We start from the raw sequence: 21371 nt of genomic DNA, 5'->3' as shown, positions 1-21371 counted from the left end.
CCGTTAGCCGAGTCCACCCCCGTCCGCCTGTTCGCCCAGCCTTCGCGAAGTGAGGAATGTCGTTGTGAGTAGTGAGAAATCGTCCGTCCAGGACGCTGTGACGCTGTCGCCGCAACAGGCCGGGGCACGGGCGGCCGAGGTGCTGGACGAGGTGCGGGGCGCGGTGGTGGGCAAGCCGGAGCCGCTGGCGCTGGTGATGCTGGGCATCCTGGCCGGCGGGCACGTGCTGATCGAGGACCTGCCGGGCCTGGGCAAGACGCTGCTGGCACGCTCCTTCGCGACCGTGCTGGGGCTGGACTTCCGGCGTATCCAGTTCACCCCCGACCTGCTGCCGTCCGACGTGACCGGGGCGCCGTTCTACGACCAGCGGTCGGGCGAGATGGTGTTCCGGGCCGGGCCGGTCTTCACCCACCTGCTGCTGGCCGACGAGGTGAACCGGACCCCGCCGAAGACGCAGGCGGCGCTGCTGGAGGCGATGGCCGAGTCGCAGGTCTCCGTGGACGGCAGCACCCGGGCGCTGCCCGACCCGTTCGTGGTGGTGGCGACCGCGAACCCGATCGAGTACGAGGGGACGTACACCCTCCCCGAGGCGCAGCTGGACCGCTTCCTGCTGCGGGTGCGGATGGGATACCTGCCCGCGGACGACGAGGTCGGCATGCTGCGGGCCCGGGTGGCGCGCGCGGCGCCGGAGGCCCGGCTGCGGCCGCTGTCGGGTCCGGCCGAGGTGCTGGCGATGCGGACCGCGGTGGAGCACGTCGAGGTCGACGACGACCTGCTGGAGTACGTGGTGGCGCTGGTGGGCGCGACCCGGGCGCACCAGCACGTGCAGGTGGGCGCGTCGCCGCGTGGCGGCCTGGCACTGGTGCAACTGGCGCGCGCCCGCGCGGTGATGGCGCTGCGGGACTACGCGACGCCGGAGGACGTGAAGTCGGTCGCGGTGCCGGCGCTGGCACACCGCGTGACGCTGAAGCCCGAGCTGTGGGTGCGGCAGATCGACGCGGACGAGGTGATCCGGGAGATCGTCGCGACCGTGCCCGCGCCGCAGACGCTGCCCCGAGCCACCGCCTCGTCATGACCGGGACGGCGCCGCCCGGCGGCCCGCCCGCGCCCGGCCCCACCCGCACCACCGGCCCCACCGGCACCGGGGCCCGTATGGACCCGTCGGACCGGCGCGCGCGGGCCGTCGAACGCGCCCTGGGCGGCAGGGCGCAGGCGGGGGAGGGCGCCGCCACCCACGCGCCGCCCGAGCCGCCGCGCGGCTGGCGGGTCGGTGAACGCGCCCTGGGCTGGAGCACCGTGGCCGTGGTCGGCCTGGCCGCCGCCCTGGTCAGCGGGCATGCGTGGGTGCTCGCGCTCGCCGCGATCCCGCTGACGCTGCTCGCGTTGTCCCTGCCGCTCGGCCCCCGCCCGGGGCGGGTCGAGACCACCGTGCGGGTCGACGCGCGGCGCTGCTTCGAGGGCGAGCAGGTCGTCGCCAGGATCGCGGTGGCCCATGACGGCACCGTCGGCCGGCTCGACCCCGGGGTCATGCTCGGCCCGGGCGTGCGGCTGGACGCGCTTGCCGTGGGTGGGGCCCATCTGGAACTGCGGTTCACCGCTGAGCGGTGGGGGCGGTGGACGTTGGGCACGGTGGATGTCGATCTCTATGACGCGGGGGGTGTGGCGCGGCGGACGGTGCGGGTGGATCTGGGTGAGGTGGCGGTCTTTCCGTTGCCGGCGGCGGCGGGGCTGACGCCGATTCCGGTGCGGTTGCCGACCCGGTTGGGGGAGCACGCGTCGCCGCAGCGGGGGGAGGGGATCGAGGTGATCGGGGTGCATCCGTATGTGCGTGGGGAGCGGCAGCGGCGGATCAACTGGCCGGCGACGACGCGGCGCGGGTCGCTGCAACTGCATCAGTTCGCGGCGGAGCGTGCCGCTGACACCGTGGTGATGCTCGATGTGCTGGGCGACATTCGTGATCCGGTGACGGGTCTGTCGTCGTTGGACGAGACGTTCCGTGCGGCGGCGGGCCTGGTCCGGGCGTATTTGCGGACGCACGACCGGGTCGGGGTGGTCGCGGTCGGCGGGACCACGCGGTGGCTGCAACCCGGCAGCGGCGACGCCTACTTCTACCGGATCGTGGAGAGCGTGCTGGAGGTCCGCAAGGACTTCGCCCACCGGGGCGCGGGACCGATCCGGCTGGCCCCGCGCGCGCTGCCCGAGGGCGCGCTGGTCTACGTCTTCACCCCGCTCACCGACCAGCGCATCCTCGACGCGCTGCACCAGATCCGGGCCGGCGCCAACCCGATGGTCGTCGTGGAGATCCCCTCCGGCGACCCGCAGGTCGAACCCGGTGACGACCACGCGGCCATGGCGCTGCGGCTGTGGCGGGCCAACCGCCAGGCGATCCGGTTCGCGCTGATCGAGCGCGGTATCGCGCTGATCGCCCACCAGCCGGGCCAGACCCTCGACCTGGCGCTGGCGCCGCTGCTGCGCACCCGCATCCACGGAGGTTCCCGATGAGCCGTATGGCGGGCGGCCCGCGTGTCGCCCGGCTCGCCGTCCGCTGCGTGGGCACCGCGCTCGTGGTGGCCGCCTGCGACCCGCCGGCCGCCGTGCACGGTTCCAAGCTGATGGTGGCGCTGGTGGTGGTGGCCGCGGTCCTGGGCTGGTGGGCGAGCCCGATGGTCGACGAGCGGCCCGCGCAGACCTCGATGCGCTGGCCGGCGCTCGCGGCCCGACGCCGCTGCACCATCCTGGCCGCCGCCTCGATCGTCATCGCCGCCATGACCGACCCGCCGGTGTGGCTCGGCGCGTGCGTCGGCGCCCTGCTGCTGGCCTACCTGCTGCTCACCGACGCCTGGACCACCGGCGCCACCGCCCCCACCGGGCGCCCCGAGCCCGGTACCGCGCTGGTGACGGCGGCCGCCTGCGCGCTGGTCTTCCTCGCCGCGGAAGCGCCGCTGGCGCACACCTCGTGGGCCCGGCTGGTCGCCGCGCCGGCCGTCGCCGCGACCACCACCTGCCTGGCGCTGGCCCTGCGCCACCGCGGCGCGGCGGCCGACCGCGCCGGAGCGGCCGAGCACGACGGGGCAGGCGGTCCGGGCAGTCCGGGCGGCGCGGGCCGCCCGGGTGGGGCGGGCGGGGGCCCGGTCGCCGGCCGGTAGCCGGGCCGGCGCGCCCGCCGCGACTGGAGCGGTTCAGCGCGCGGCCCCCCGCTCGTCAAGTGCCCCCTCTGTCATGTCGTGTTCGGCGTGCTTTACCGTTTGATCCGCGCCGTCCTTTGGCGCCGACGGACCAGCAGGCAGGGGAGTACGCATGAAGGACATCACGCCGGTCGCCGACGGCTGGGAGCTGCGGCTTCCCGACCGCGGCAGCGTGCCCGCGCAGGTGCCCGGCTGCGTGCACACCGACCTGATGGCCGCCGGGGTGATCCCCGACCCGTATCTCGACCGCAACGAGACCGAGGTGGCCTGGGTCGGCCGCGCGGACTGGACGTACGAAACGGCGCTGCCGCCGCTCGACGGGCCCGGCCACGAGCGCACCGACCTGGTCTTCGACGGGCTCGACACCGTCGCCGAGGTGCGGCTCGGCGGGCGCGTGCTCGGCACCACCCGCAACATGCACCGCGGCTACCGCTTCGACGTCACCGGCCGGCCGGACGCCACCGGCGGCACCCCGCTGGCCGTCGCCTTCACCTCCGCCTACACCGAGGCCGAACGGGTCCGCGCCCTGGTCGGCGACCGGCCGAACGCCTACCCCGAGCCGTTCCAGTACCTGCGCAAGATGGCCTGCTCCTTCGGCTGGGACTGGGGGCCGACGCTGGTCACCGCCGGGATCTGGAAGCAGGTGCGCGTCGAGCGCTGGTCCACCGCCCGGCTCGCCCGGGTGATCCCGCTGGCCACCGTCGACGCGGGCACCGGCCGGGTCGAGGCGCGGATCGAGCTGGAACGCACCCCCTCCGGCACGGCCCGGCCGCTGACCGTACGGCTGCGGGTCGGCGACACCGTCACCGAGACCACCGCCGCGCCCGGCACCGACCACCTCACGGTCGCCTGCGACGTGCCCGACGCCCGGCTGTGGTGGCCGCGCGGCTACGGCGAACAGCCGCTGTACGACTGCGAGGTGACCGTCCTGGACGGCGCCGACCCGCTCGACGCGTGGCAGCGGCGGATCGGCTTCCGCACCGTCGAGCTGGACACCGCGCCCGACGCGCACGGATCGGCGTTCACCCTGGTGGTGAACGGCACCGCGCTCTTCGCGCGCGGCGTGAACTGGATTCCCGACGACGTCTTCCCCAGCCGGATCGACGCGCGGCGCTACCGGACCCGGCTGGAGCAGGCCGTCGACGCGGGCGTGGACCTGGTCCGGGTGTGGGGCGGCGGGATCTACGAGAGCGACGACTTCTACGACGCCTGCGACGAGTTGGGGCTGCTGGTCTGGCAGGACTTCCTCTTCGCGTGCGCGGCCTACCCCGAGGAGCAGCCGCTGCGCGCCGAGGTCGAGGCGGAGGCGCGGGAGAACGTGGCCCGGCTCGCCCCGCACCCCTCGCTGGTGCTGTGGAACGGCAACAACGAGAACCTGTGGGGCTTCCGCGACTGGGAGTGGGAGCCGGAACTGGCCACCGACTCCTGGGGCGAGGGCTACTACCTCGGCGTGCTGCCGCGGATCGTGGCCGAGACCGACCCGACCCGCCCGTACTGGCCCGGCAGCCCCTGGTCCGGCTCCTGGCAGCACCACCCCAACGACCCCGACCACGGCACCGCCCACTCCTGGGACGTGTGGAACCGCACCGACTACACCGAATACCGCGACAGCGTCCCGCGCTTCGTCGCCGAGTTCGGCTGGCAGGCCCCGCCCGCCCACGCCACCGTCCGCCGCGCGATCGGCGACGAGCCGCTCGCACCCGACTCGCCCGGCATGCTGCACCACCAGAAGGCCGGCGACGGCAACGGCAAGCTCGAACGGGGCCTGGCCCGCCACTTCCCGGTCCCGGCCGACTTCGACACCTGGCACTACCTCACCCAGGTCAACCAGGCCAGGGCCGTCGCCACCGGCGTCGAGCACTGGCGCTCGCACTGGCCGCGCTGCGCCGGCACGATCGTCTGGCAGCTCAACGACTGCTGGCCGGTGACCTCGTGGGCCGCGATCGACGGCGACGGCCGGCCCAAGCCGCTCCACCACGAGCTGAAGCGGCTCTACGCCGACCGGCTGCTGACCTTCCAGGAGCGGGACGGCGCCCTGGTGCTCGCCGTGGTCAACCAGGCCGGGCAGGGGTGGTCCGGCGCAGTGCTGCTGCGCCGCGTCTCGGTCGACGGCGAGGTGCTCGCCGAGGCCCGGGTGCCGTTCACCGCGCCCGCCCGCACCGTCGCCGAGCTCCCGGTCCCCGAGCAGCTCCGGCCCGCGGCCGGCAGCACGACGCAACTCCTCACCGCCGATGCCGAAGCGGATGCCGATCCCGATGCGGATGCGGATGCGGGCTCCGGCGCCGACGGGCTGCGCGCGTACTGGTTCCCCGCCCGCGACAAGGACTTCGCGTACCCGCGGCCGCGCTGGGACCTGGAGTTGGCCGTCCGCGGGGACGGCGCCGGCGGCCCGGAGGGGGCCGCGCCCGCGGTCGAGATCACCGTCACCGCCCGCACGCTGCTGCGCGACCTGCTGCTGCAAGCAGACCGGCTCGGCCCGGCCGCGACCGCCGACCGCGGCCTGACCACGCTGCTGCCCGGCGAGCGCGCCACCATCACCGTGCACGGCTGGCCGCACCCCACCGCCGAGGCCGCGACCGCCGCCCTGCACACCGTCAACGCGGCGGTCGTACGGCAGGCGGTCGTACGGTAAGTTGAGCGCGGCGCCGCAGCGCGCCCCGCGACGAGCCGAGGAGGTGGGACCGATCAACCGCAGTACCGCACACCGGTCGCTCCCACCGTACGGCCGCGCGCACTGACGTCGACGTCACGCGGCGCCGGCACGGCCGGGGGAGCGCAGCACGCTTCCCGAAAGGCACCCCACGCATGTCGGAACCCCTCGCCCGCTCCCCGCGACCGCTGTGGCCGCACACCGACGACGTCGTCACCGCACTGCGCACCGCCGGGTGCGTCTTCGCTGAGGAAGAGGCGAGCCTGCTCCTCGCGGCCGCCCGGACCCCGGACGAGCTGACCGCGATGGTGGCGCGGCGCGCCGGCGGGCTGCCCCTCGAACACGTCGTCGGCTGGGCCGAGTTCGCGGGGCTGCGGATCGAGGTCGACGCCGGCGTGTTCGTGCCGCGCCGGCGTACCGAGTTCCTCGTCGCCCGCGCCGCCGCCCTCCTGCGCCCGGGCGCGGTGGTGCTGGACCTGTGCTGCGGGTCCGGGGCGGTCGGCGCCGCGCTCGCCGCGGCCCTGCCCGGGGTGGAACTGCACGCGGCCGACCTCGACCCCGCGGCCGTACGGTGCGCCCGCCGCAACCTCGCGGGCGCGGGCGGGCGGGTGTACGAAGGCGACCTCTTCGCGCCGCTCCCCGCCGGCCTGCGCGGGCGGGTGGACGTGCTCGCCGCCAACGTCCCCTACGTCCCCACCGGCGACATCCCCCTCCTCCCGTCCGAGGCGCGCGACCACGAGGCGCCGCTCGCGCTCGACGGCGGCGCCGACGGGCTCGACCTCCTGCGCCGCGTCGCCCGTTCCGCCCGCGCCTGGCTCGCCCCCGGCGGCACGCTGCTCTCCGAGACCAGCGAGCCGCAGGTTCCCCCCGCCCTGCGGGCCCTGCGCGCCGCCGGCTTCACCGCGACCACGGCCCACGACCCCGACTTGGACGCCACGGTCCTGATGGCGACCCGGGAGTAGCCCCGCGGGGCGCCTTCGTGCGGTGCACGCCTCCCCCCGGCAGGACACCACGCAGAAGGCGGAGGGCCCGGCCGGCAGCTTCTCACGGGACGGCGCGGCCGCGTGGCGGCAGCGCGTTCACCCCTCCAGATCCTTGCGCAGCCGAGCGAGCCCGTCCCGGATACGGGACTTCACGGTGCCGACGGGGACACCCAGGCGTTCCGCCACTTCCGGATGCCGCTCGCCGCCGCTCGTCCAGCTTGAGAAGGGCGGCGGGACACCTGGCCCCGGCGAGTCCCTACGGGCGTGCGCTTGCGCCGGCTTCGACGGTCTCGGGTCGGGGGAGGCGGCCGGCGGGATGGCCGGGGATGCCGATCAGGGCGTCGCGCGTGTCAGGGTGCTGTGCCAGGTGGGTGGTCGTAGCGGGGTCGGTGCGGCTGAGGAACGCGAGGTGCCTGATCGCGTGGGTCGCGACATGGTCGGTGGCAAGGCGTGGGGGAGTGGGACGGCCAGGTCGGGCCGCGTGAGCGATCGTGTCGGGCGGGGCCACCGCTGTCGCGGGGCGGCTCGGCTCGGGGTCCGGGTGGACGAGGTAGGTCAGGACGATGTGTCCTTCGTCGGTGGCCCGCCAACTGGTGGAGTGCACGAGGTGGTTGTCGTCGTCCTCGTCGAGACACGCGAGTCCGCGGGCGGTGTCGTCGGGATCGGCCCGATGTTCGAGGCGGCCGAGGAGTCGGCGGTAGACGAGTCCTTCGACCGGGTCGTGCCGCAGCACGAGGGCCTCGACGAGGACCGGTGGCGATGCAACGTGAGGAGCGGGCGCGTCCCGTCTGACAGGACCTTTGGTGTCGTGCATGAGGAGCTCCGCCTTCGCGTTCGGGCGACGCAGTGGTGCCGGGTGTCGCGGCCGTGCGCAGTTCGACGGGGCGCGCTGAGGCCGCGACATGACCTTATTGCGCAGTATGTGCAGTGGCATGTCGAGAGCCCCGGGACGTCACCCGTACGACGGCGGAGTGGAGTGGGGAGAGGCGGGTCTCGGCCGTTCGTCCTCGGTGAGCCGCCACGTGGTGCGCTCGGCGCCGTCGCGGATCTCGACGCCTCCGGCGGCAAAGGCCGCGCGCAGTCGGTCGGCGAGTTCGTAGGCGCCCTGGGATCGCAGTGATCGGCGCAGCTCCAGAAGGGGGCCGAGGACCCGGTCCAGGGTGCGGGCGGGTTCGCTCATGCCCTGCTGGGCGGCCGGGCCGAGCTGCCGGATCATGCCGCGAAGAACGGTCCGGGCCCACTGCGTGCCGCCCTCGTCCTCCTCGGTGTCGGCGGACCACTCGGCGATCACCGCGTCCAGGTCGAGCACCGCCTCGATCATGCCTGCGGCGTCTCCGATCCCGTGCGCGGTGTCGAAGCGGGCCTCGGCCGCGCCGACGGCTTCCTGGAGGGTCACGGGCGAGGGTACGGGTTGCGCCGACGGTCGATCGCCGGCCTCGTGCGGGCCGGGTACGGATATGGGCACGGCCGTGCCGCCGGCAACGAGTTCACGCAGGTCGTCCAGCGTGAAGTTCGTGCCGGCGGGGACCGTGGTGCTGATGCCGCCGCGGCGTACGGTCAGGACGCCGTGTCCCCATACGCGCGCTCGGCGGTGCGCCAGGTCGATGACGAGCGCGGTGTGCTCGTCGATGCCGAGGACGGCGCTGCCGTCGGGGAGTTGGCGTTCCATCGCGGTGAGGCGGGTCTCGCTCAGATAGCAGTAGCGGGTGTCGTGGGTGCGGCCCTCGGCGTTGTCGTAGTGCGGGATCACGGTGACCGGAAGGCCGAGAGGGCCGAGCAGGTCGAGTCCGCTCAGCCACCGCGGCGGGTGCCCGGCCTTGTAGATCTCGTACACCGGCAACGCGGCGAGCCCCACGGTGCAGGCTGCCGCGGATGCCATCACCGTGACGCCGTGGCCCCGGCGTACCCGTTCGACGAAGACCTCGGCGAGACCCTGCGCCTCCCATCGGCCGAGTGCGTAGGAGGGACTGCCGGGACCGCTGAAGACCCAGTCGGCCCTGCGCACGTGGTCGCGAGCGGCGTCCGGGCCTGCATGCGCCGAGGCGCCCGCCGGGGCGTCGTCGTCGGGAAGCACGACGGTGGCCAGGCCCACGCTGCGCTGGAAGTACTCGCGGGCGCGGGCGGAGATGTCGTCGCGGTTGATCTGGAACCCGTAGGGCGTCTCCAGGATCAGGGCGTCCGGGTCGGCGGGCAGCAGGGCGGCGAGTTCCCGATGCAGCGTCACCATCGTGGGGCTGGTCTCGCCGGAGCCCATCAGCGCGAGAATCCCGTGTCCGGTCGTCGGCATGACCTCACCCCCCTGGACGATGCGGGAACGCGGTCTCGGGGCATCGATGCCGGACCTCACGCTCCCGCGGCGCCGCTATGCGTACCCCCGGTGCGCCGCGTCCATCCGTTGAGGGCCGCATACGGCCGGAACCGGACTGCGGCCGGGCGCCGCAGCAGTCGGGAAGGCGCTTGGGGGCTTACGGAGTTCAGGGGGTGCGAACGGTCCGGGCGGACAGGTGAGCGGGCGCGCCACCGAGCCTGGTGTAGAGGTCCGTCCACTGGCGGTCGGCGTCGGTGGGGGGTTTGCCGTCGCAGAACGCCTTGGTGCCGTTGGCGGTGTAGTAGTGCATGAGTTGGAGGACGGAGATGGTGTCGGCGTGGGCGCCCGCCGTGTAGGGGAGCGCGGGTTGCTTGGTCTGGTGCACCCGGCAGGTGGGGGAGGGGGTGGCGGTCTGGGCGTCCAGCGGTCCGGTCGTGGGGCCCGCGCAGGCGCTGAGGGCGGCCGCGGCGAAGACGGTGGTGAGAGCGGCGGCGAGCGGGCGGCGGATCATGTCGTGCTCCCGTTTGGTCAGAGGACGGTCGGCAGGCTGCGTGCCATCAGTCCGAGGCCGACGACAAGGACGAGTGCGGCGGTCAGCAACGCGGTGTGCGGGGCGATACGGCGGGCAAGGGCGAATATCGGCCGGTCACTGAGGCCGCCCAACCGGCCGCCGAGCCGTACGAGGAGGAGGCCGACGCCGGTGAGGGTGGCTGCCATGCCGAGGCCGTAGGCCACGACGAGTCCGGCGCCGAAGGCCGTCCGGCCCAGCGCGATGGCACCCAGGAGGACGACCAGGGCCGAGGGGCTCGGAACGAGTCCGCCGGCGATGCCGAGACCGACCAGGCCGCGGGTGGTGAAGGGTTGGGCGCCGGAGGGGGTCGGTGCGTGGCTGTGGTGGTGTCCGAACAGGCCATGCCGGTGCGGTTTTCCGTGTCCGTGATCGTGGGCGTGGCCCACACCGTGGTCGTGGTCCTGCTCATGGTGGTCGCGGTCGTGGGGACGGTCGTGTGCGTGGTGGCCCGCGGTGCCGTGCACGTGGTCGTGGCTGTGAGGCGGGGCGTCCTGGGCAGTGGTGGCGACCGCGGCCGGACCGCTCGCGCCGACGAGCGCGGGTTGGGGCAGGTCCGTTGCCGCCGCGTCGTCGAGTGAGGAGCGGGCCTGGTTGCGGGCGCGCTTCGTCGCGTCGAGGAGGAGGCCCGCGCCGACGACGGCGACCAGCGCGCCGCTGGCGACGCCGAGCCAGTTCAGGACGGTGTCGCCTGCCAGTGAGGAGAAGGTGGTGAGGCACAGGCCGATGATGAGGACGCCGGCGGTGTGAGTGGCGGTCACGGTCGCGCCGACGGTGATGGCGTCGCGGGTCCGCCCGCGCTTGCCGGCGAGGTAGGCGGCCATGACGGTCTTGCCGTGTCCGGGCAGCAGGGCATGTCCCGCGCCCAGGACGATGGAGAGCAGGACGGCCAGGAGACCGACGGGGACGGTGAGGCGCCGGGCCCCTGTCAGTGCGGTGAGGTGCTGGGAGAGTGCCTCGACCCGTGCGGTCAGGCCACCGCTGTGGACGGAGGGGCCGCTTCCGGCGGTGGTCGACGTGCCCTCTCCGTTGACCGCCGTGAACTGTGCGGTGATGTCGCCGCGGGGGGTGGCGAGCAGGTCGCGCGGATAGTGTCGCAGTTCGTCGGAGTCCGACTTCCGGGGGACGGTGGACTGCCGCAGGTGGGTGCCGGCGCCTGTCGCGGTGATCTCGTTCCACCCGACGCGGCTGGTGTCGGCGCCGGTGGCGACGCGCAGTGTGACCGGACCGGCCGTCAGGTTCAACGGGGCGTGCAGGCGGCATTCGAGCCGGCTGGTGTGCAGACCTGCCTGGCCCGGACGGTAGGCGAACGTGACGGAGGCCGCCGTCCAGTTCAAGCGCGTCGGGGCGGTGACCTTGAGCTTGCGTGCGGTCTCGGCGCAGCGGGCGGCTGCCCACGCCGAACGCTCCGCCGCGCTCTGCTTTCCGTCGCCGTTGCTGTCGACGCTCGGGGCGGCCTGGAGCGTGGGGATCTCGGCGGTGTCGGTCACCGCGAGGACGTCGACGCGGTCGGGGCGCAGCGTGAACCCGGTGTAGTGGTTGATCGAGAAGTTCCCCAGCGGGTGGGCCTGAGCGGCGGGCGCGGCTGCCGCGAGCAGCCACGTGACGCCGGCAGCGGTGGCCGCCACCCGGCAGGCGAGCGGGCGCTTCGTCATGGGATGGCCTCCTGGAGCAGCGGGGGAGCTCAGTGCGTGCGGCCTGTCACCGTGCTCAGGGCGTGGCCGGACATTCGGCCTGGTCCGCTGGCACCGTGGGCGTCGCCATCGGACGCCGACCTTCGAGGGCAGGGGACAACGCAGTGAGTGATGACCGGATGCGGGGTTCCCACGCCGTGGCATCGCACTCCGATCACCCACGCGGCCCTGCCGGACGACCCGGTCGGCCCCATGCATGGCCTGTTCGCGCCGACCGCACGGCTCTCGGACGCCGCCCGCGGGGCCCTGGCCCGTGGGCCACGGGCGCCGCCCGAGCGCGCGGGGGCTCGGCCGGGCTCTCCCCCCGTGTGCGCTAACACCGCCTGCCTGGTGGTCGTATCTGCCTCTACCTTGCAACAAGGAGCTTCGTGCCCTGACACCAGCGCGCCCCTGCGGACGAAAGACGAGCGCCGATGGCCGCCACCGCACCCCCCGCCCCGCCCACCGCAGCTTCTCCCTCGCGTCTCGCCCGCTTGGCGCGCCTGATGACCCGCCCCGAGTGGGGACGTCTGGCCGCGATGGGAAGCTTCATCGCGGGCCTGCACATCGTGGGCTGGTTCACGCTCGTCGCGGTGGTGGCGCCCGGGCACTACAGCGCGGGCGGGCAGTCCTTCGGTCTGGGCATCGGTGTCACCGCCTACGCACTCGGTATGCGGCACGCCTTCGACGCCGACCACATCGCGGCCATCGACAACACCACCCGCAAGCTGATGGGTCAGGGCCGGCGCCCGCTGTCGGTGGGCTTCTGGTTCTCCCTCGGCCACTCCAGCATCGTCTTCGGCCTCACCCTCCTGCTCTCCTTCGGGGTGAAATCCCTGGCCGGGCCGCTGCAGGACGACTCATCGACGCTCCACACGGTCACCGGCCTGGTCGGGACCGCGGTCTCGGGAACGTTCCTGTATGCCATCGCCGCGGTGAACCTCGTGGTGCTGGTGGGGATCTGGAAGGTCCTGCGGAGGATGCGGGCGGGGCAACTGGACGAGCAGGCGCTGGAAGAGCAACTCGACAAGCGGGGCCTGCTGAACCGGCTGCTCGGCCGGGTGATGAGGTCGATCGACAAGCCCTGGCAGATGTACCCCGTCGGGCTCCTCTTCGGCCTCGGCTTCGACACCGCCACCGAAGTCGCGCTGCTGGTACTGGCCGGCTCGGGCGCGGCCACCGGCCTGCCCTGGTACGCCATCCTGTGCCTGCCCGTGCTGTTCGCCGCAGGCATGAGCCTGCTGGACACCATCGACGGATCGTTCATGAACTTCGCCTACGGCTGGGCGTTCTCCCAACCGGTCCGCAAGATCTACTACAACCTCACCATCACCGGCCTGTCGGTGGCCGTCGCCCTGGTGATCGGCACCGTCGAACTCCTCGCGCTGCTCGCCGACAAGCTGGCCCTGCACGGCGGCTTCTGGTCCTGGGTCTCCTCGCTGAATCTCAACACGGTCGGCTTCGTCGTGGTCGGTCTGTTCGCCGTGGCGTGGGCCGGCGCGCTGCTGGTGTGGAGGTTCGCGCACATCGAGACGCGATGGGCCGCCTCGATCCCGGTGACCGCGCCGCAGGCGCAGGATGCCGAGTGAACGCCGGCCCACCGAGGCCGCGTGCTCGGTCGGTGCCGGCGCCACCCGCATGGACCCGATACCGCGGGGAACGCCCCCCCGTTCGGCGGCGACGGATTGCGACCCCCGATCGCCCGTGGTGCCTTTACATGGAGCTTAAGCCGCACAACGAGCGGGTCCTCGAGTAGCCGCCGCCCACGGGCGGCGCGGCCGTGAGGGTTTCCGTGTGGGGCTTCGAGCGTCTCTGCTCTCCGCCGCCGCGCTCCGGGAAGGGGCACGGCCTGCCCCGAACGGATGACCCATGCATCGTCCCCGCCTGCCGCGCCGCAGAATATTCGCCCGGCCCGCTGAGCGTGTGCTCGCGACCATCGGCTCCCTGACCCTGCTGAGCGCCGCTGCCGTCGCCGGTCTCACCCCGGGCGTCAGCTCCGCCTCCAGCCACCGCGAGGCGCCGCTGATCGCCGGTGACCCGAAGGCCGACAACACCGACGTGTACGCGTTCACCAGCCCGGACAACCCCGACACGGTGACCATGGTGGCGAACTGGATTCCGTTCGAGGAGCCCAACGGCGGCCCGAACTTCTACCCGTTCGCGAACGACGCCCACTACAACATCAAGATCGACAGTGACGGCGACGGCAAGGCCGACACCACCTACACCTGGTCCTTCACCGACCACCTGCGCGACGGCCAGAACCAGTTCCTCTACAACACCGGCGTCGTCAACAACCTCGACGACCCGACGCTGAACTTCCGCCAGACGTACACCCTGACGGAGACCGACGCCCACGGCGACACCCGCACGATCCTGAAGGACGCGCCCGCGGCACCGTCGAACGTCGGCAAGGCGTCGATGCCCGACTATGCGTCGCTGCGCAAGCAGGCCACCGTCGCGCTGCCGGGCGGCGGCCGGACCTACGCCGGCCAGGCGGCCGACCCGTTCTTCCTCGACCTGCGGATCTTCGACCTGCTGTACGGCGGCAACCTCAAGGAGACCGGCCACAACACGCTCGCCGGCTACAACGTCAACACCATCGCGCTCCAGGTCCCCAAGAAGGACCTGGCGCTGAACCACAACGCCACCCGCAATCCGGTGATTGGCGTCTGGTCCACCACCGACCGGCAGGGCGCGGAAGTCGCCTCGTCGGCGGGCAAGGGCAGCGAAGGCACCGCCTCCCACGGCAGCGCCTCCCAACGCACCGCCAACTCCGGCGCGGACGACGCCGTCAACGCCGACGCGCCGGCCAAGGCGCTGCCCGGCAAGGACGGTGCGACGAGCTGGCACCAGGTCTCCCGGCTCGGCAACCCGCTGGTCAACGAGGTGGTCGTCCCGCTGAACTACAAGGACGCCTTCAACACCCTCAACCCTGACCAGGACCACACGGTGACGCCGGTCGTGAACGCGGTGAAGAACCCGATCGTGCCGAAGCTCATCCAGAGCATCTACGGCATCCCGGCGCCCGCCACCCCCCGCAACGACCTGGTGGAGATCTTCCTGACCGGTGTCTGCAAGGCGTGCGGGCCGATCAAGGCCGACCTCAACTCGCAGCTGCTCAACGCCGACGTGAACAAGGCCAATTTCACCCCGTCCGAGGAACTGCGGCTGAACATGTCCGTCCCGCCGACCGCCACGCCCAACCGGCTCGGCGTGCTCGGCCAGGACCTCGGCGGTTTCCCCAACGGCCGTCGGCTGAACGACGACGTCGTCGACATCGAGTTGCAGGCCCTCGAAGGCGCTGCGCAGACCGGCAAGATCGTTCCCGGACTGGCCTCCGGTGACGGGGTCAACACCCCCTACCGTCAGCCCGGGTCCACCTTCCCGTACGTGGCGCTGCCCAACACTGCTGCGGTGAACCAGGCTGACTCCGTGCAGCCCGGTGGCGGCGTCGGCGCCGGCTTCGGCGGCACCGCCTTCAAGGGCGGCTTCCCGATCGTGCCCGTGAGCGCCCTGGGCGGCGGCTCCCTGCTGGCCGCGGCCGGCGTCCTGGCCCTGCGCCGGCGGCGTACGAGCCGGGTGTGACCAGCCCCGCCGACACCGGCCGTCCGTCCTCCGCACCGGAGGGCGGACGGCCCCGGCGCGGGCTGACCCTGCCGCTGACCGCCGCCGCGCTGGCGGTGACCGCCGGACTGGTCCTGACCGCGGTCGGTACCTGGGGGCTCGTCTCCCGGCCCCATCCGCGGGCCGCGCCGGACATAGGAGCACTGCCCGCCCTGCCGACCGCGGGCGCGGCCGCACCGGCACCGTCCGCCGCGCCGCCCACCCGTATCCGGATCGCCGAGATAGCCCTCGACGACCCGCTCACCCGGCTCGACGTCCAGCAGGACGGCCACCTCGCCGCACCCCAGCAGCCCAGCCAGGTCGGATGGTGGAGTGACGGGCCCCGGCCCGGCGACCAGGGCGCCGCGGTGATCGTCGGCCACGTCGACTCCACGACCGGCCCGGCCGCCTTCTACAACATCTCCTCGCTGCGCCCCGGGGACGCGATCACCGTCGACCGCGCGGACCACACCCGCGTCGCGTTCACCGTCCGTGCCCTGCGGCTCTACGACAAGGACCACTTCCCCGACAGCCAGGTCTACGCACTGACCGGCGCCCCCGCCCTGCGCCTGATCACCTGCGGCGGCTCCTACGACCACGCGCAGGGCGGATACCGCGACAACGTCGTCGTCTACGCCACCCTCGCCGGCCGCGCCGCCACTTCGTCGCCCCACCCGACGGCCCCCGTCACACCCACCCGGAGCAGGAATTGACCACGTCGCCTCGCAGGCGCCCCTCGCGGCGCCGCACCGTACTGGCCGCCGGATTCACCACCGCCCTGGGAGTCGGGCTGTTCCTCGCCGGTGGCGTGGGACTGGCCCCCTGGCCCGCCGCGCCGACCGGTCACGGAGCGGCCCCTGCCGCCGAGGCAGGGGCGGCAGCCTCTCCGGCCGATCCCCTCGCCGCCGACATCACCGGCATCCAGACCCACCTGCGCCAGACCCCGGACGACGCCGTCGCGCTCGCCACTCTCGGCCTCGACTACGTCCAGCAGGCCAAGGCCACCGCCGACCCGACGTACTACCCCAAGGCCGAAGGCGTCCTCAAACGGTCACTGGCCCTGCAGTCCGCGGGGAACTTCACCGCGATGGGTGGCATGGCCGCCCTCGAAGCCGGCCGCCACCACTTCACCCAGGCACTGACCTGGTCACAACGGGCTCTCGCCGCCAACCCGTACAACTCCTCGCTCTACGGCACACTCGCCGACGCCTACACCCAACTCGGCCGGTACTCCGACGCCGCGGACGCCGTCCAGCACATGGTCGACATCCGGCCCGGATCGCCCTCCCTGTCCCGCGCCTCCTACGTCGCGGAACTGAACGGCGACATCCCCACCGCCCGGACCGACATGCAACGTGCCCTCGACGACTCCGCGGGCCCCGCCGACCAGGCATTCGCCTACTACTATTTGGGCGAACTCGCCTTCAACAACGGTGACCCGGCCACCGAACTCCACCAGGCGGCGACCGGCCTGCGGATCGCCCCCACCTACACCGCCCTCCTCCAGGCCAAAGCCCGAGCCGAAACCGCTCTCGGCAAGACCGGCGCGGCCATCGCCGACCTCACCGAGGCCGTGGGACGGGTTCCCCAGCCCGAGTACATCCTCCAACTCGGCGAGCTCTACCAGTCCCTCGGCCGCACCCGGCAGGCCGAACAGCAGTACCAGGTCTTCCGCGCCGAACAGAAACTCTTCAGCACCAACGGCGTCGCCCTCGACTCCGACGCCGCCCTCTTCGAAGCCGACCACGGCAACGCCGCGCAAGCCCTCACCATCGCCCGACAAGGCATCAAGACCCGCCCCTTCATGGACACCTACGACGCCCTGGCCTGGGCCCTGCACGTCAACGGCCAGGACACCGAAGCCCTCGCCGAATCCGACCAGGCCCTCGCCCAAGGCACCCGCAACGCCCTCTTCCACTACCACCGCGCGATGATCCACCGATCCCTCGGAGACAACGCCTCAGCCCGCGACGACCTCACCCAAGCCCTCGCCATCAACCCCCACTTCAGCCCCCTGCTCGCCCCCAAAGCACGGGCCGCCCTCGCAACCCTGAAGTGACCGGAGCAGCAAAGCCGCAGTCCCGCAGCGGTAGGCGACACGTGGAAGGCGCAGTCGGGGGCAGCTCCGGAGGCACGCGCCGGACGGGCGGGGCCGCACCCGCTCGGAGCGGACGGCTGCGCCGGGACGGCAGCACGCCGTACTGGTCGGAGCTCGTGCATCCGGCGGCGCCACGTTGCTGACCGCCGCAGCGATGTAGGCGCGTGGGACGTGGGCGGGACGGCCGAGCGGCGTCGAGGACATCGAAGCGGAGGCGGAGGAGTCGGCGGGCGCGCCGATCGCGGTGGCATTGCGGCCAGGTCGGCTCCGGCGGACAGGGCCCACCCCGTCACACGGGCGATGGCACCGGTCTCGATCAGCCCGCCGACGCGAGCCCGGGTGGCTCGTCGTAGTCAGAGTGCAGGGGAGCGAGGTACGCGGAACCGCCGGACGTGGCGGGCCGGCTCGGGGCTACGGCAGGATCTTGATCGCGCTGGACCAGTTCAGGCCGAGCCGGTCCTGGAGCGTCATGTGCAGGAACTGGAACGCCTCCAGTTCCTGGGCCCGGCGCAGGGGACCCGCGTCGACGGGGCGCAGGCCGCCGCTGCTGACGAGTTCGGTGACGGCGGACCGCGCCGCGTCGTCGTCCGTCGCGATGAAGACGTCCAGGGGCAGCCCGCCCACCTCGCCCGCCACCAGCGCGGTCGAGAAGGTCGTGTTGAACGCCTTGACGAAGCGGGCCCGCGGCGCCTCGGCCGCGATCAGGGAGACGGCTGCCTCGCCGGGCGGGGTGACGAGCGAGTCGAAGGTGGAGAAGTCCACGGGGTTGCAGATGTCCACCACGACCTTGCCCGCGAGGGCCTGTGCGTGCTCGCGGGCCACGCTCTTCGCCGCCTCGAACGGCACGGCGAGCACGACGATGTCGGCGCCGTCCAGCGCGTCGAAGTCGGCGCCGCTCGCACCCCCGCCGAGGTCGGCGGCGAGAGCGTCCGCCTTGGCCCTGGTGTTGTCCACGAGGCGGACCCGATGGCCGCCCGCCAGGGCGCGCGTGCCGATGCCGCGGGCCATCTTGCCCGCGCCGACGATCGTGATCTCCATGGGTGCCTCTTTCCTTGTGAAGGGCGCCGGGCCGCGGCCGGTCCGGTCAGCGCGGGCGGCGCCGCGCCGCGGGTCGATCGGGGAGCGGTACGGTCCGGTGACGCTGCCCGGGTACTCGACTCCCCGTCCGCGGAGGGGCGTTCAGGTCGCTGCGCGGCCCTCGGGCGGCGCCGGCAACAGGTCGATACCGCCGGGCACGGCCAAGACGCGCCGGGGGATGCGCGTACCACCGGCGCCGGTGGTGCCGCGCTGCTCCGGCTCCGGCCCGGTGGGTCGTGCTCCGGAAGGCCGAGGCCGGGGTGTCGGGGCGGGGATTTCGCGGACGCGACCTGGGACGTCGGCGCCCCTGCCATCCTGCGGGAGGCCGCGGACGCCCGCATCCGGAGCGGCGTCTCGGCGTGACCGGCGGAGCGCCGTATCCAGGGCGGCGAGTGTGTGCGCCCGGGGCCCGGGGCCTGGGGCCTGGGGCCGCGACAGGGCCGACGCCCTCCGGTTCGCGTCAGCCTCGGCAGGTCGGGATCGGCCGTCGCTCCCACCGGTCACCAGCGGTCACTCGGTCACCAGCGGTCACGCGCGGGCCCTCTGTCACGCGCGTGGGTCGGACGGACGGTGGCGGGTCAGTAGATCATCCGGAGGATCACCCCGGCCAGGTCGTCCAGGGCGCGTTCCCGTTCGGCCTCGGGCAGTTCGACGATCTCCGCGAGCCTGTGGTCGCGCACGACCGACACCATGCGTGCGAGTACGGCGGCGTCGATGCCTTCGGGGGCGTGCCCGGCGGTCCGGTCGCGCCGGATCTTCTCCGCGACGCCGTCCACGAACCGCTGCTTCGCGCGGCCCATGAGCTCTTCCATCGGGGGGTAGCCGCCGGCGAACCCGCTGGGCATGGCGCAGGCGAGGACCCTGCTGTTCTCCTGCCATATCCCGGCCACTCGCCGGAGCTGTTCGCCCAGCTCGTCCGGGCTGGGACCCCCGCTGCCGAACCACACGTGGGTCTGGCCGAGGCGTTCCCACACCTGGTCCATCAGCGCGGCGAGCACCGCCTGCTTGGTCGGGAAGTAGAAGTAGAAGCTGGTCCGGGAGATGCCGGCCGCGGCGGCGATCTCGTCGATGGTGATGTCGGCCATCGAGCGCTCGCCGACCAGGCGCCGCGTCGCGTCGAGAATCCGCTCCTCGCGCAACTCGCCCTTGCTCGGCCGGCCGCGCCGCCTGGCCGGACGGACGCCGGTGTCTGATGCCATGCCCCGATCCTAGCCTCCCGTCCTGTGTTGTCGACGGGCGTCGGCAATAATCGACATCCGTCGAGTCCGCGCGTTACTGTGCTCCCCATGCCTGATGAACGAACCTCGGCCGGGGTCGAACCCGCGGTCCCGGCGCGCCTTGTCGTCGTGACCATGGCGGCGGCGGTCTTCCTTCTCTCCATGATCCAGACGCTGGTGGTCCCGGTGCTGCCGGAGATCGGCACGCAACTGGGCGCGTCGGCCACCGCCGTCGGGTGGGTCACCACCTCGACCATGCTTACCGCCTCCGCCGTGACGCCCCTGCTGGGCCGGCTCGGCGACGTCTTCGGGCACCGCCGGGTGATCCTCGCGGCGCTGGTCGTGACGCTGGCCGGCAGCATCCTGGCGGCGGTCACGCACAGCATCGAGCTGCTGATCGCCGGGCGCGTCCTGCAGGGCGCGAGCTTCGGGCTCTTCCCCCTCGCGATCAGCGTCCTGCGCCAGGCGCTGCCGAAGGAGAAGCTGACCGGCGCGATGGCCGTCACCGCCTCCGCGCTGGGCGTCGGCAGCGGGATCGCCCTCGTCGCGACCGGCCTGCTGACACAAGGCGGCGCCGACTACCGGCGGATCTTCTGGCTCTGCGTCGGCATGACCGTGGTGGTGCTCGTCCTCTCCGCGATCGCGATCCCGCGGCTGCCCGGCCAGGGCGGCCGGGTCGACTACCGCGGGGCCGCGGTCCTGGGCGTCGGGCTCGTCTGCCTGCTCCTGCCGCTGTCCCAGGGGCACGCGTGGGGCTGGGGCTCGGTCAAGGTCATCGGGCTCTTCGTCGCCGCGGTCGTCATCCTGGCCGGCTTCATCGTCCTGCAGCGCCGTACCCGCGAACCCCTCGTCGCGTTCGCCCTGCTGGTCCGCCGGCCCGTCCTCGCGACCAACCTGGCCGCGCTGTGCATCGGCTTCGCGATGTTCAGCGTCTTCCTCGGGATCACCTACTTCGTGGAGACCCCGGACGCGGTCGCCGGGTACGGCTTCACCGCGTCGATCCTGCGCACCAGCGTCGTCTTCATGCTCCCCGGCGCGATCGTCTCGATGTTCACCGGACCGCTGGCCGGCCGTCTCGTCGCCCGAATAGGCCCGCGACTGGTCCTGCTGCTGGCCTGCGTCATCGGACTGGTCGGCATGGCGCTGCTGGCCGTGCTCCACGACACGACCGCCGAGGTCATCGTCGGAGTCATCATCTGCAACGCGGCCATCGCCGTCGCGTACGCGTCGATGCCGACGCTCCTGGTCATGAACGTGGGCCCGCACGAGACCGGGGTCGCCAACTCGATCAACTCCATCATGCGCACCGTGGGCGGCGCCATCGGCAGCGCGCTCGTCGTCACGATCCTCGCGAGCCAGGTCGCCACCCACCGCCTGCCCACCGGGCCGGTCTCGCTCCCCACCGAGAGCGCCTTCGTCTGGACCTTCGGCCTGGGCGGTGCCTTCTTCCTGCTCGCCGCGCTGCTGGCCCTCTTCGGCATCCCCCGCACCAGCAGCAGCCGGCTCACCCCCACCGAGGAACGCGAGGAGGAGGCGCTGAGCCTCGCCGGCGAGTTCGCGTCCTCCTCGATCGACCTGCGCGAGGCATCCCCCGAGCGCGGCTGATCCGTCGATCGGCGGCGCCCGCGCGTCCCGACGGTCCCCCTCTCCTCCCCGGGGCCGCTGAGCCGGATCGACCGCTTCTTCGCGTTCCGGGAGCAGCGCTCCGCGCGCGGGATCGTCCGGCGGTTCGGGGCGGCGGTCGACTCGCCGATCGACCCGTTCAACCGGCACCCACACCGCCGTGACTTCGTCCTGCGGGTGCCGCCGTCGACGCGGGCGGTCGGCGGGTTCTTCGCCGCCGCCGGCGGCCGGGAGTCGGCGCACGCCCGCAAGGAGGCGGTGGCGTGCGGGGACCACGTGATGTCGACGTTGATCTACATCGTCGGGGTGCGGGCCTCGGAGCTGTGCCTGATGCGGATGAAGGACCTGCGCCGCCGGTTGGGCCCTCGGAGCGCCTGGCCCGG

Annotated in this window: 16 protein-coding genes and 1 pseudogene; 10 read left to right on the top strand and 7 right to left on the bottom strand. The window is 73.2% G+C overall.

The genetic code is table 11. The annotated features are described in order from the left end of the window. Positions 1-64 precede the first annotated feature (64 nt). From AB0399_RS05370 to AB0399_RS05350, 5 genes are all read left to right on the top strand, one after another. Positions 65-1075 (top strand): MoxR family ATPase, encoded by a 1011-nt coding sequence (locus AB0399_RS05370; protein WP_366410308.1) that lies wholly within the window; start codon positions 65-67, stop codon positions 1073-1075. Continuing rightward, complete coding sequence (locus AB0399_RS05365) at positions 1072-2502, top strand: DUF58 domain-containing protein (protein WP_366410307.1); 1431 nt, start codon at positions 1072-1074, stop codon at positions 2500-2502. Before AB0399_RS05370 ends, AB0399_RS05365 begins: the two co-directional genes overlap by 4 nt. Continuing rightward, the gene (locus AB0399_RS05360) at positions 2499-3146 is read left to right on the top strand and encodes a hypothetical protein (protein WP_366410306.1); all 648 of its coding nucleotides are present in this window, start codon (positions 2499-2501) and stop codon (positions 3144-3146) included. The genes AB0399_RS05365 and AB0399_RS05360 overlap by 4 nt, the downstream gene beginning before the upstream one ends. Positions 3147-3297: 151 nt before the next feature. Further along, a complete protein-coding gene (locus AB0399_RS05355; RefSeq protein ID WP_366410305.1) occupies positions 3298-5817 on the top strand; it encodes a glycoside hydrolase family 2 protein in 2520 nt (839 codons plus the stop codon). 173 nt (positions 5818-5990) lie between these two features. Continuing rightward, positions 5991-6797, top strand: a complete 807-nt coding sequence (locus AB0399_RS05350; RefSeq protein WP_366410304.1) for a putative protein N(5)-glutamine methyltransferase — start codon at positions 5991-5993, stop codon at positions 6795-6797. 117 nt (positions 6798-6914) lie between these two features. On the opposite strand, the pseudogene AB0399_RS05345 reads toward AB0399_RS05350, so the two are convergent. The 5 genes and pseudogenes from AB0399_RS05345 to AB0399_RS05325 form a co-directional block, all read right to left on the bottom strand. Continuing rightward, a pseudogene (locus AB0399_RS05345) lies at positions 6915-7013 on the bottom strand (sigma factor-like helix-turn-helix DNA-binding protein); the annotation flags it as partial. Positions 7014-7074: 61 nt separating this feature from the next. Then, positions 7075-7551: a hypothetical protein gene (locus tag AB0399_RS05340; protein ID WP_329373109.1), complete on the bottom strand. Its 477-nt coding sequence runs from the start codon at positions 7549-7551 to the stop codon at positions 7075-7077. A 219-nt stretch (positions 7552-7770) separates the two neighbouring features. After that, a complete protein-coding gene (locus AB0399_RS05335; RefSeq protein ID WP_366410303.1) occupies positions 7771-9105 on the bottom strand; it encodes a hypothetical protein in 1335 nt (444 codons plus the stop codon). 187 nt (positions 9106-9292) lie between these two features. Beyond that, entirely contained in the window at positions 9293-9637 is a 345-nt protein-coding gene (locus AB0399_RS05330; RefSeq protein WP_366410302.1) for a hypothetical protein, read from the bottom strand. A gap of 17 nt (positions 9638-9654) precedes the next feature. Further along, the gene (locus AB0399_RS05325) at positions 9655-11349 is read right to left on the bottom strand and encodes a high frequency lysogenization protein HflD (protein ID WP_366410301.1); all 1695 of its coding nucleotides are present in this window, start codon (positions 11347-11349) and stop codon (positions 9655-9657) included. Between the two features lie 524 nt (positions 11350-11873). Between AB0399_RS05325 and AB0399_RS05320 the strand changes: the two genes are divergently transcribed. The 4 genes from AB0399_RS05320 (at position 11874) to AB0399_RS05305 (ending at position 17032) form a co-directional block, all read left to right on the top strand. After that, positions 11874-12956 (top strand): HoxN/HupN/NixA family nickel/cobalt transporter, encoded by a 1083-nt coding sequence (locus AB0399_RS05320; protein WP_366410300.1) that lies wholly within the window; start codon positions 11874-11876, stop codon positions 12954-12956. A gap of 280 nt (positions 12957-13236) precedes the next feature. Further along, entirely contained in the window at positions 13237-14955 is a 1719-nt protein-coding gene (locus tag AB0399_RS05315; protein ID WP_366410299.1) for a DUF4331 domain-containing protein, read from the top strand. After that, positions 14952-15686, top strand: coding sequence for a class F sortase (locus AB0399_RS05310; protein ID WP_366410298.1), 735 nt, complete (start codon positions 14952-14954; stop codon positions 15684-15686). Before AB0399_RS05315 ends, AB0399_RS05310 begins: the two co-directional genes overlap by 4 nt. Continuing rightward, positions 15683-17032: a tetratricopeptide repeat protein gene (locus AB0399_RS05305; RefSeq protein ID WP_366410297.1), complete on the top strand. Its 1350-nt coding sequence runs from the start codon at positions 15683-15685 to the stop codon at positions 17030-17032. The genes AB0399_RS05310 and AB0399_RS05305 overlap by 4 nt, the downstream gene beginning before the upstream one ends. Before the next feature lie 450 nt (positions 17033-17482). Here the strand turns inward: AB0399_RS05305 and AB0399_RS05300 are convergent, their stop codons facing one another. Together AB0399_RS05300 and AB0399_RS05295 are read right to left on the bottom strand one after the other, a co-directional pair. Further along, positions 17483-18109 carry an NAD(P)-binding domain-containing protein gene (locus AB0399_RS05300; protein ID WP_366410296.1) on the bottom strand — a complete coding sequence of 209 codons (627 nt, stop codon included), beginning with the start codon at positions 18107-18109 and terminating at the stop codon, positions 17483-17485. Positions 18110-18726: 617 nt separating this feature from the next. Continuing rightward, positions 18727-19347 (bottom strand): TetR/AcrR family transcriptional regulator, encoded by a 621-nt coding sequence (locus tag AB0399_RS05295; protein WP_329373127.1) that lies wholly within the window; start codon positions 19345-19347, stop codon positions 18727-18729. An 87-nt stretch (positions 19348-19434) separates the two neighbouring features. On the opposite strand from AB0399_RS05295, the gene AB0399_RS05290 reads away from it, so the two are divergent. Then, positions 19435-20970 carry an MFS transporter gene (locus AB0399_RS05290; RefSeq protein WP_366410295.1) on the top strand — a complete coding sequence of 512 codons (1536 nt, stop codon included), beginning with the start codon at positions 19435-19437 and terminating at the stop codon, positions 20968-20970. The last annotated feature ends 401 nt before the right edge of the window (positions 20971-21371 follow it).

It is taken from the genome of Streptomyces sp. NPDC088194 (assembly GCF_040702025.1).
Classification (GTDB): domain Bacteria; phylum Actinomycetota; class Actinomycetes; order Streptomycetales; family Streptomycetaceae; genus Actinacidiphila.
This window is presented reverse-complemented; position numbering and strand designations above follow the sequence as displayed.

Coding starts and splice junctions, on each gene's coding strand:
- AB0399_RS05330 (WP_366410302.1), bottom strand. CDS start 9,637: ATGATCCGCCGCCCGCTCGCCGCCGCTCTCACCACCGTCTTCGCCGCG.
- AB0399_RS05365 (WP_366410307.1), top strand. CDS start 1,072: ATGACCGGGACGGCGCCGCCCGGCGGCCCGCCCGCGCCCGGCCCCACC.
- AB0399_RS05300 (WP_366410296.1), bottom strand. CDS start 18,109: ATGGAGATCACGATCGTCGGCGCGGGCAAGATGGCCCGCGGCATCGGC.
- AB0399_RS05295 (WP_329373127.1), bottom strand. CDS start 19,347: ATGGCATCAGACACCGGCGTCCGTCCGGCCAGGCGGCGCGGCCGGCCG.
- AB0399_RS05360 (WP_366410306.1), top strand. CDS start 2,499: ATGAGCCGTATGGCGGGCGGCCCGCGTGTCGCCCGGCTCGCCGTCCGC.
- AB0399_RS05355 (WP_366410305.1), top strand. CDS start 3,298: ATGAAGGACATCACGCCGGTCGCCGACGGCTGGGAGCTGCGGCTTCCC.
- AB0399_RS05320 (WP_366410300.1), top strand. CDS start 11,874: ATGACCCGCCCCGAGTGGGGACGTCTGGCCGCGATGGGAAGCTTCATC.
- AB0399_RS05315 (WP_366410299.1), top strand. CDS start 13,237: ATGCATCGTCCCCGCCTGCCGCGCCGCAGAATATTCGCCCGGCCCGCT.
- AB0399_RS05325 (WP_366410301.1), bottom strand. CDS start 11,349: ATGACGAAGCGCCCGCTCGCCTGCCGGGTGGCGGCCACCGCTGCCGGC.
- AB0399_RS05350 (WP_366410304.1), top strand. CDS start 5,991: ATGTCGGAACCCCTCGCCCGCTCCCCGCGACCGCTGTGGCCGCACACC.
- AB0399_RS05290 (WP_366410295.1), top strand. CDS start 19,435: ATGCCTGATGAACGAACCTCGGCCGGGGTCGAACCCGCGGTCCCGGCG.
- AB0399_RS05335 (WP_366410303.1), bottom strand. CDS start 9,105: ATGCCGACGACCGGACACGGGATTCTCGCGCTGATGGGCTCCGGCGAG.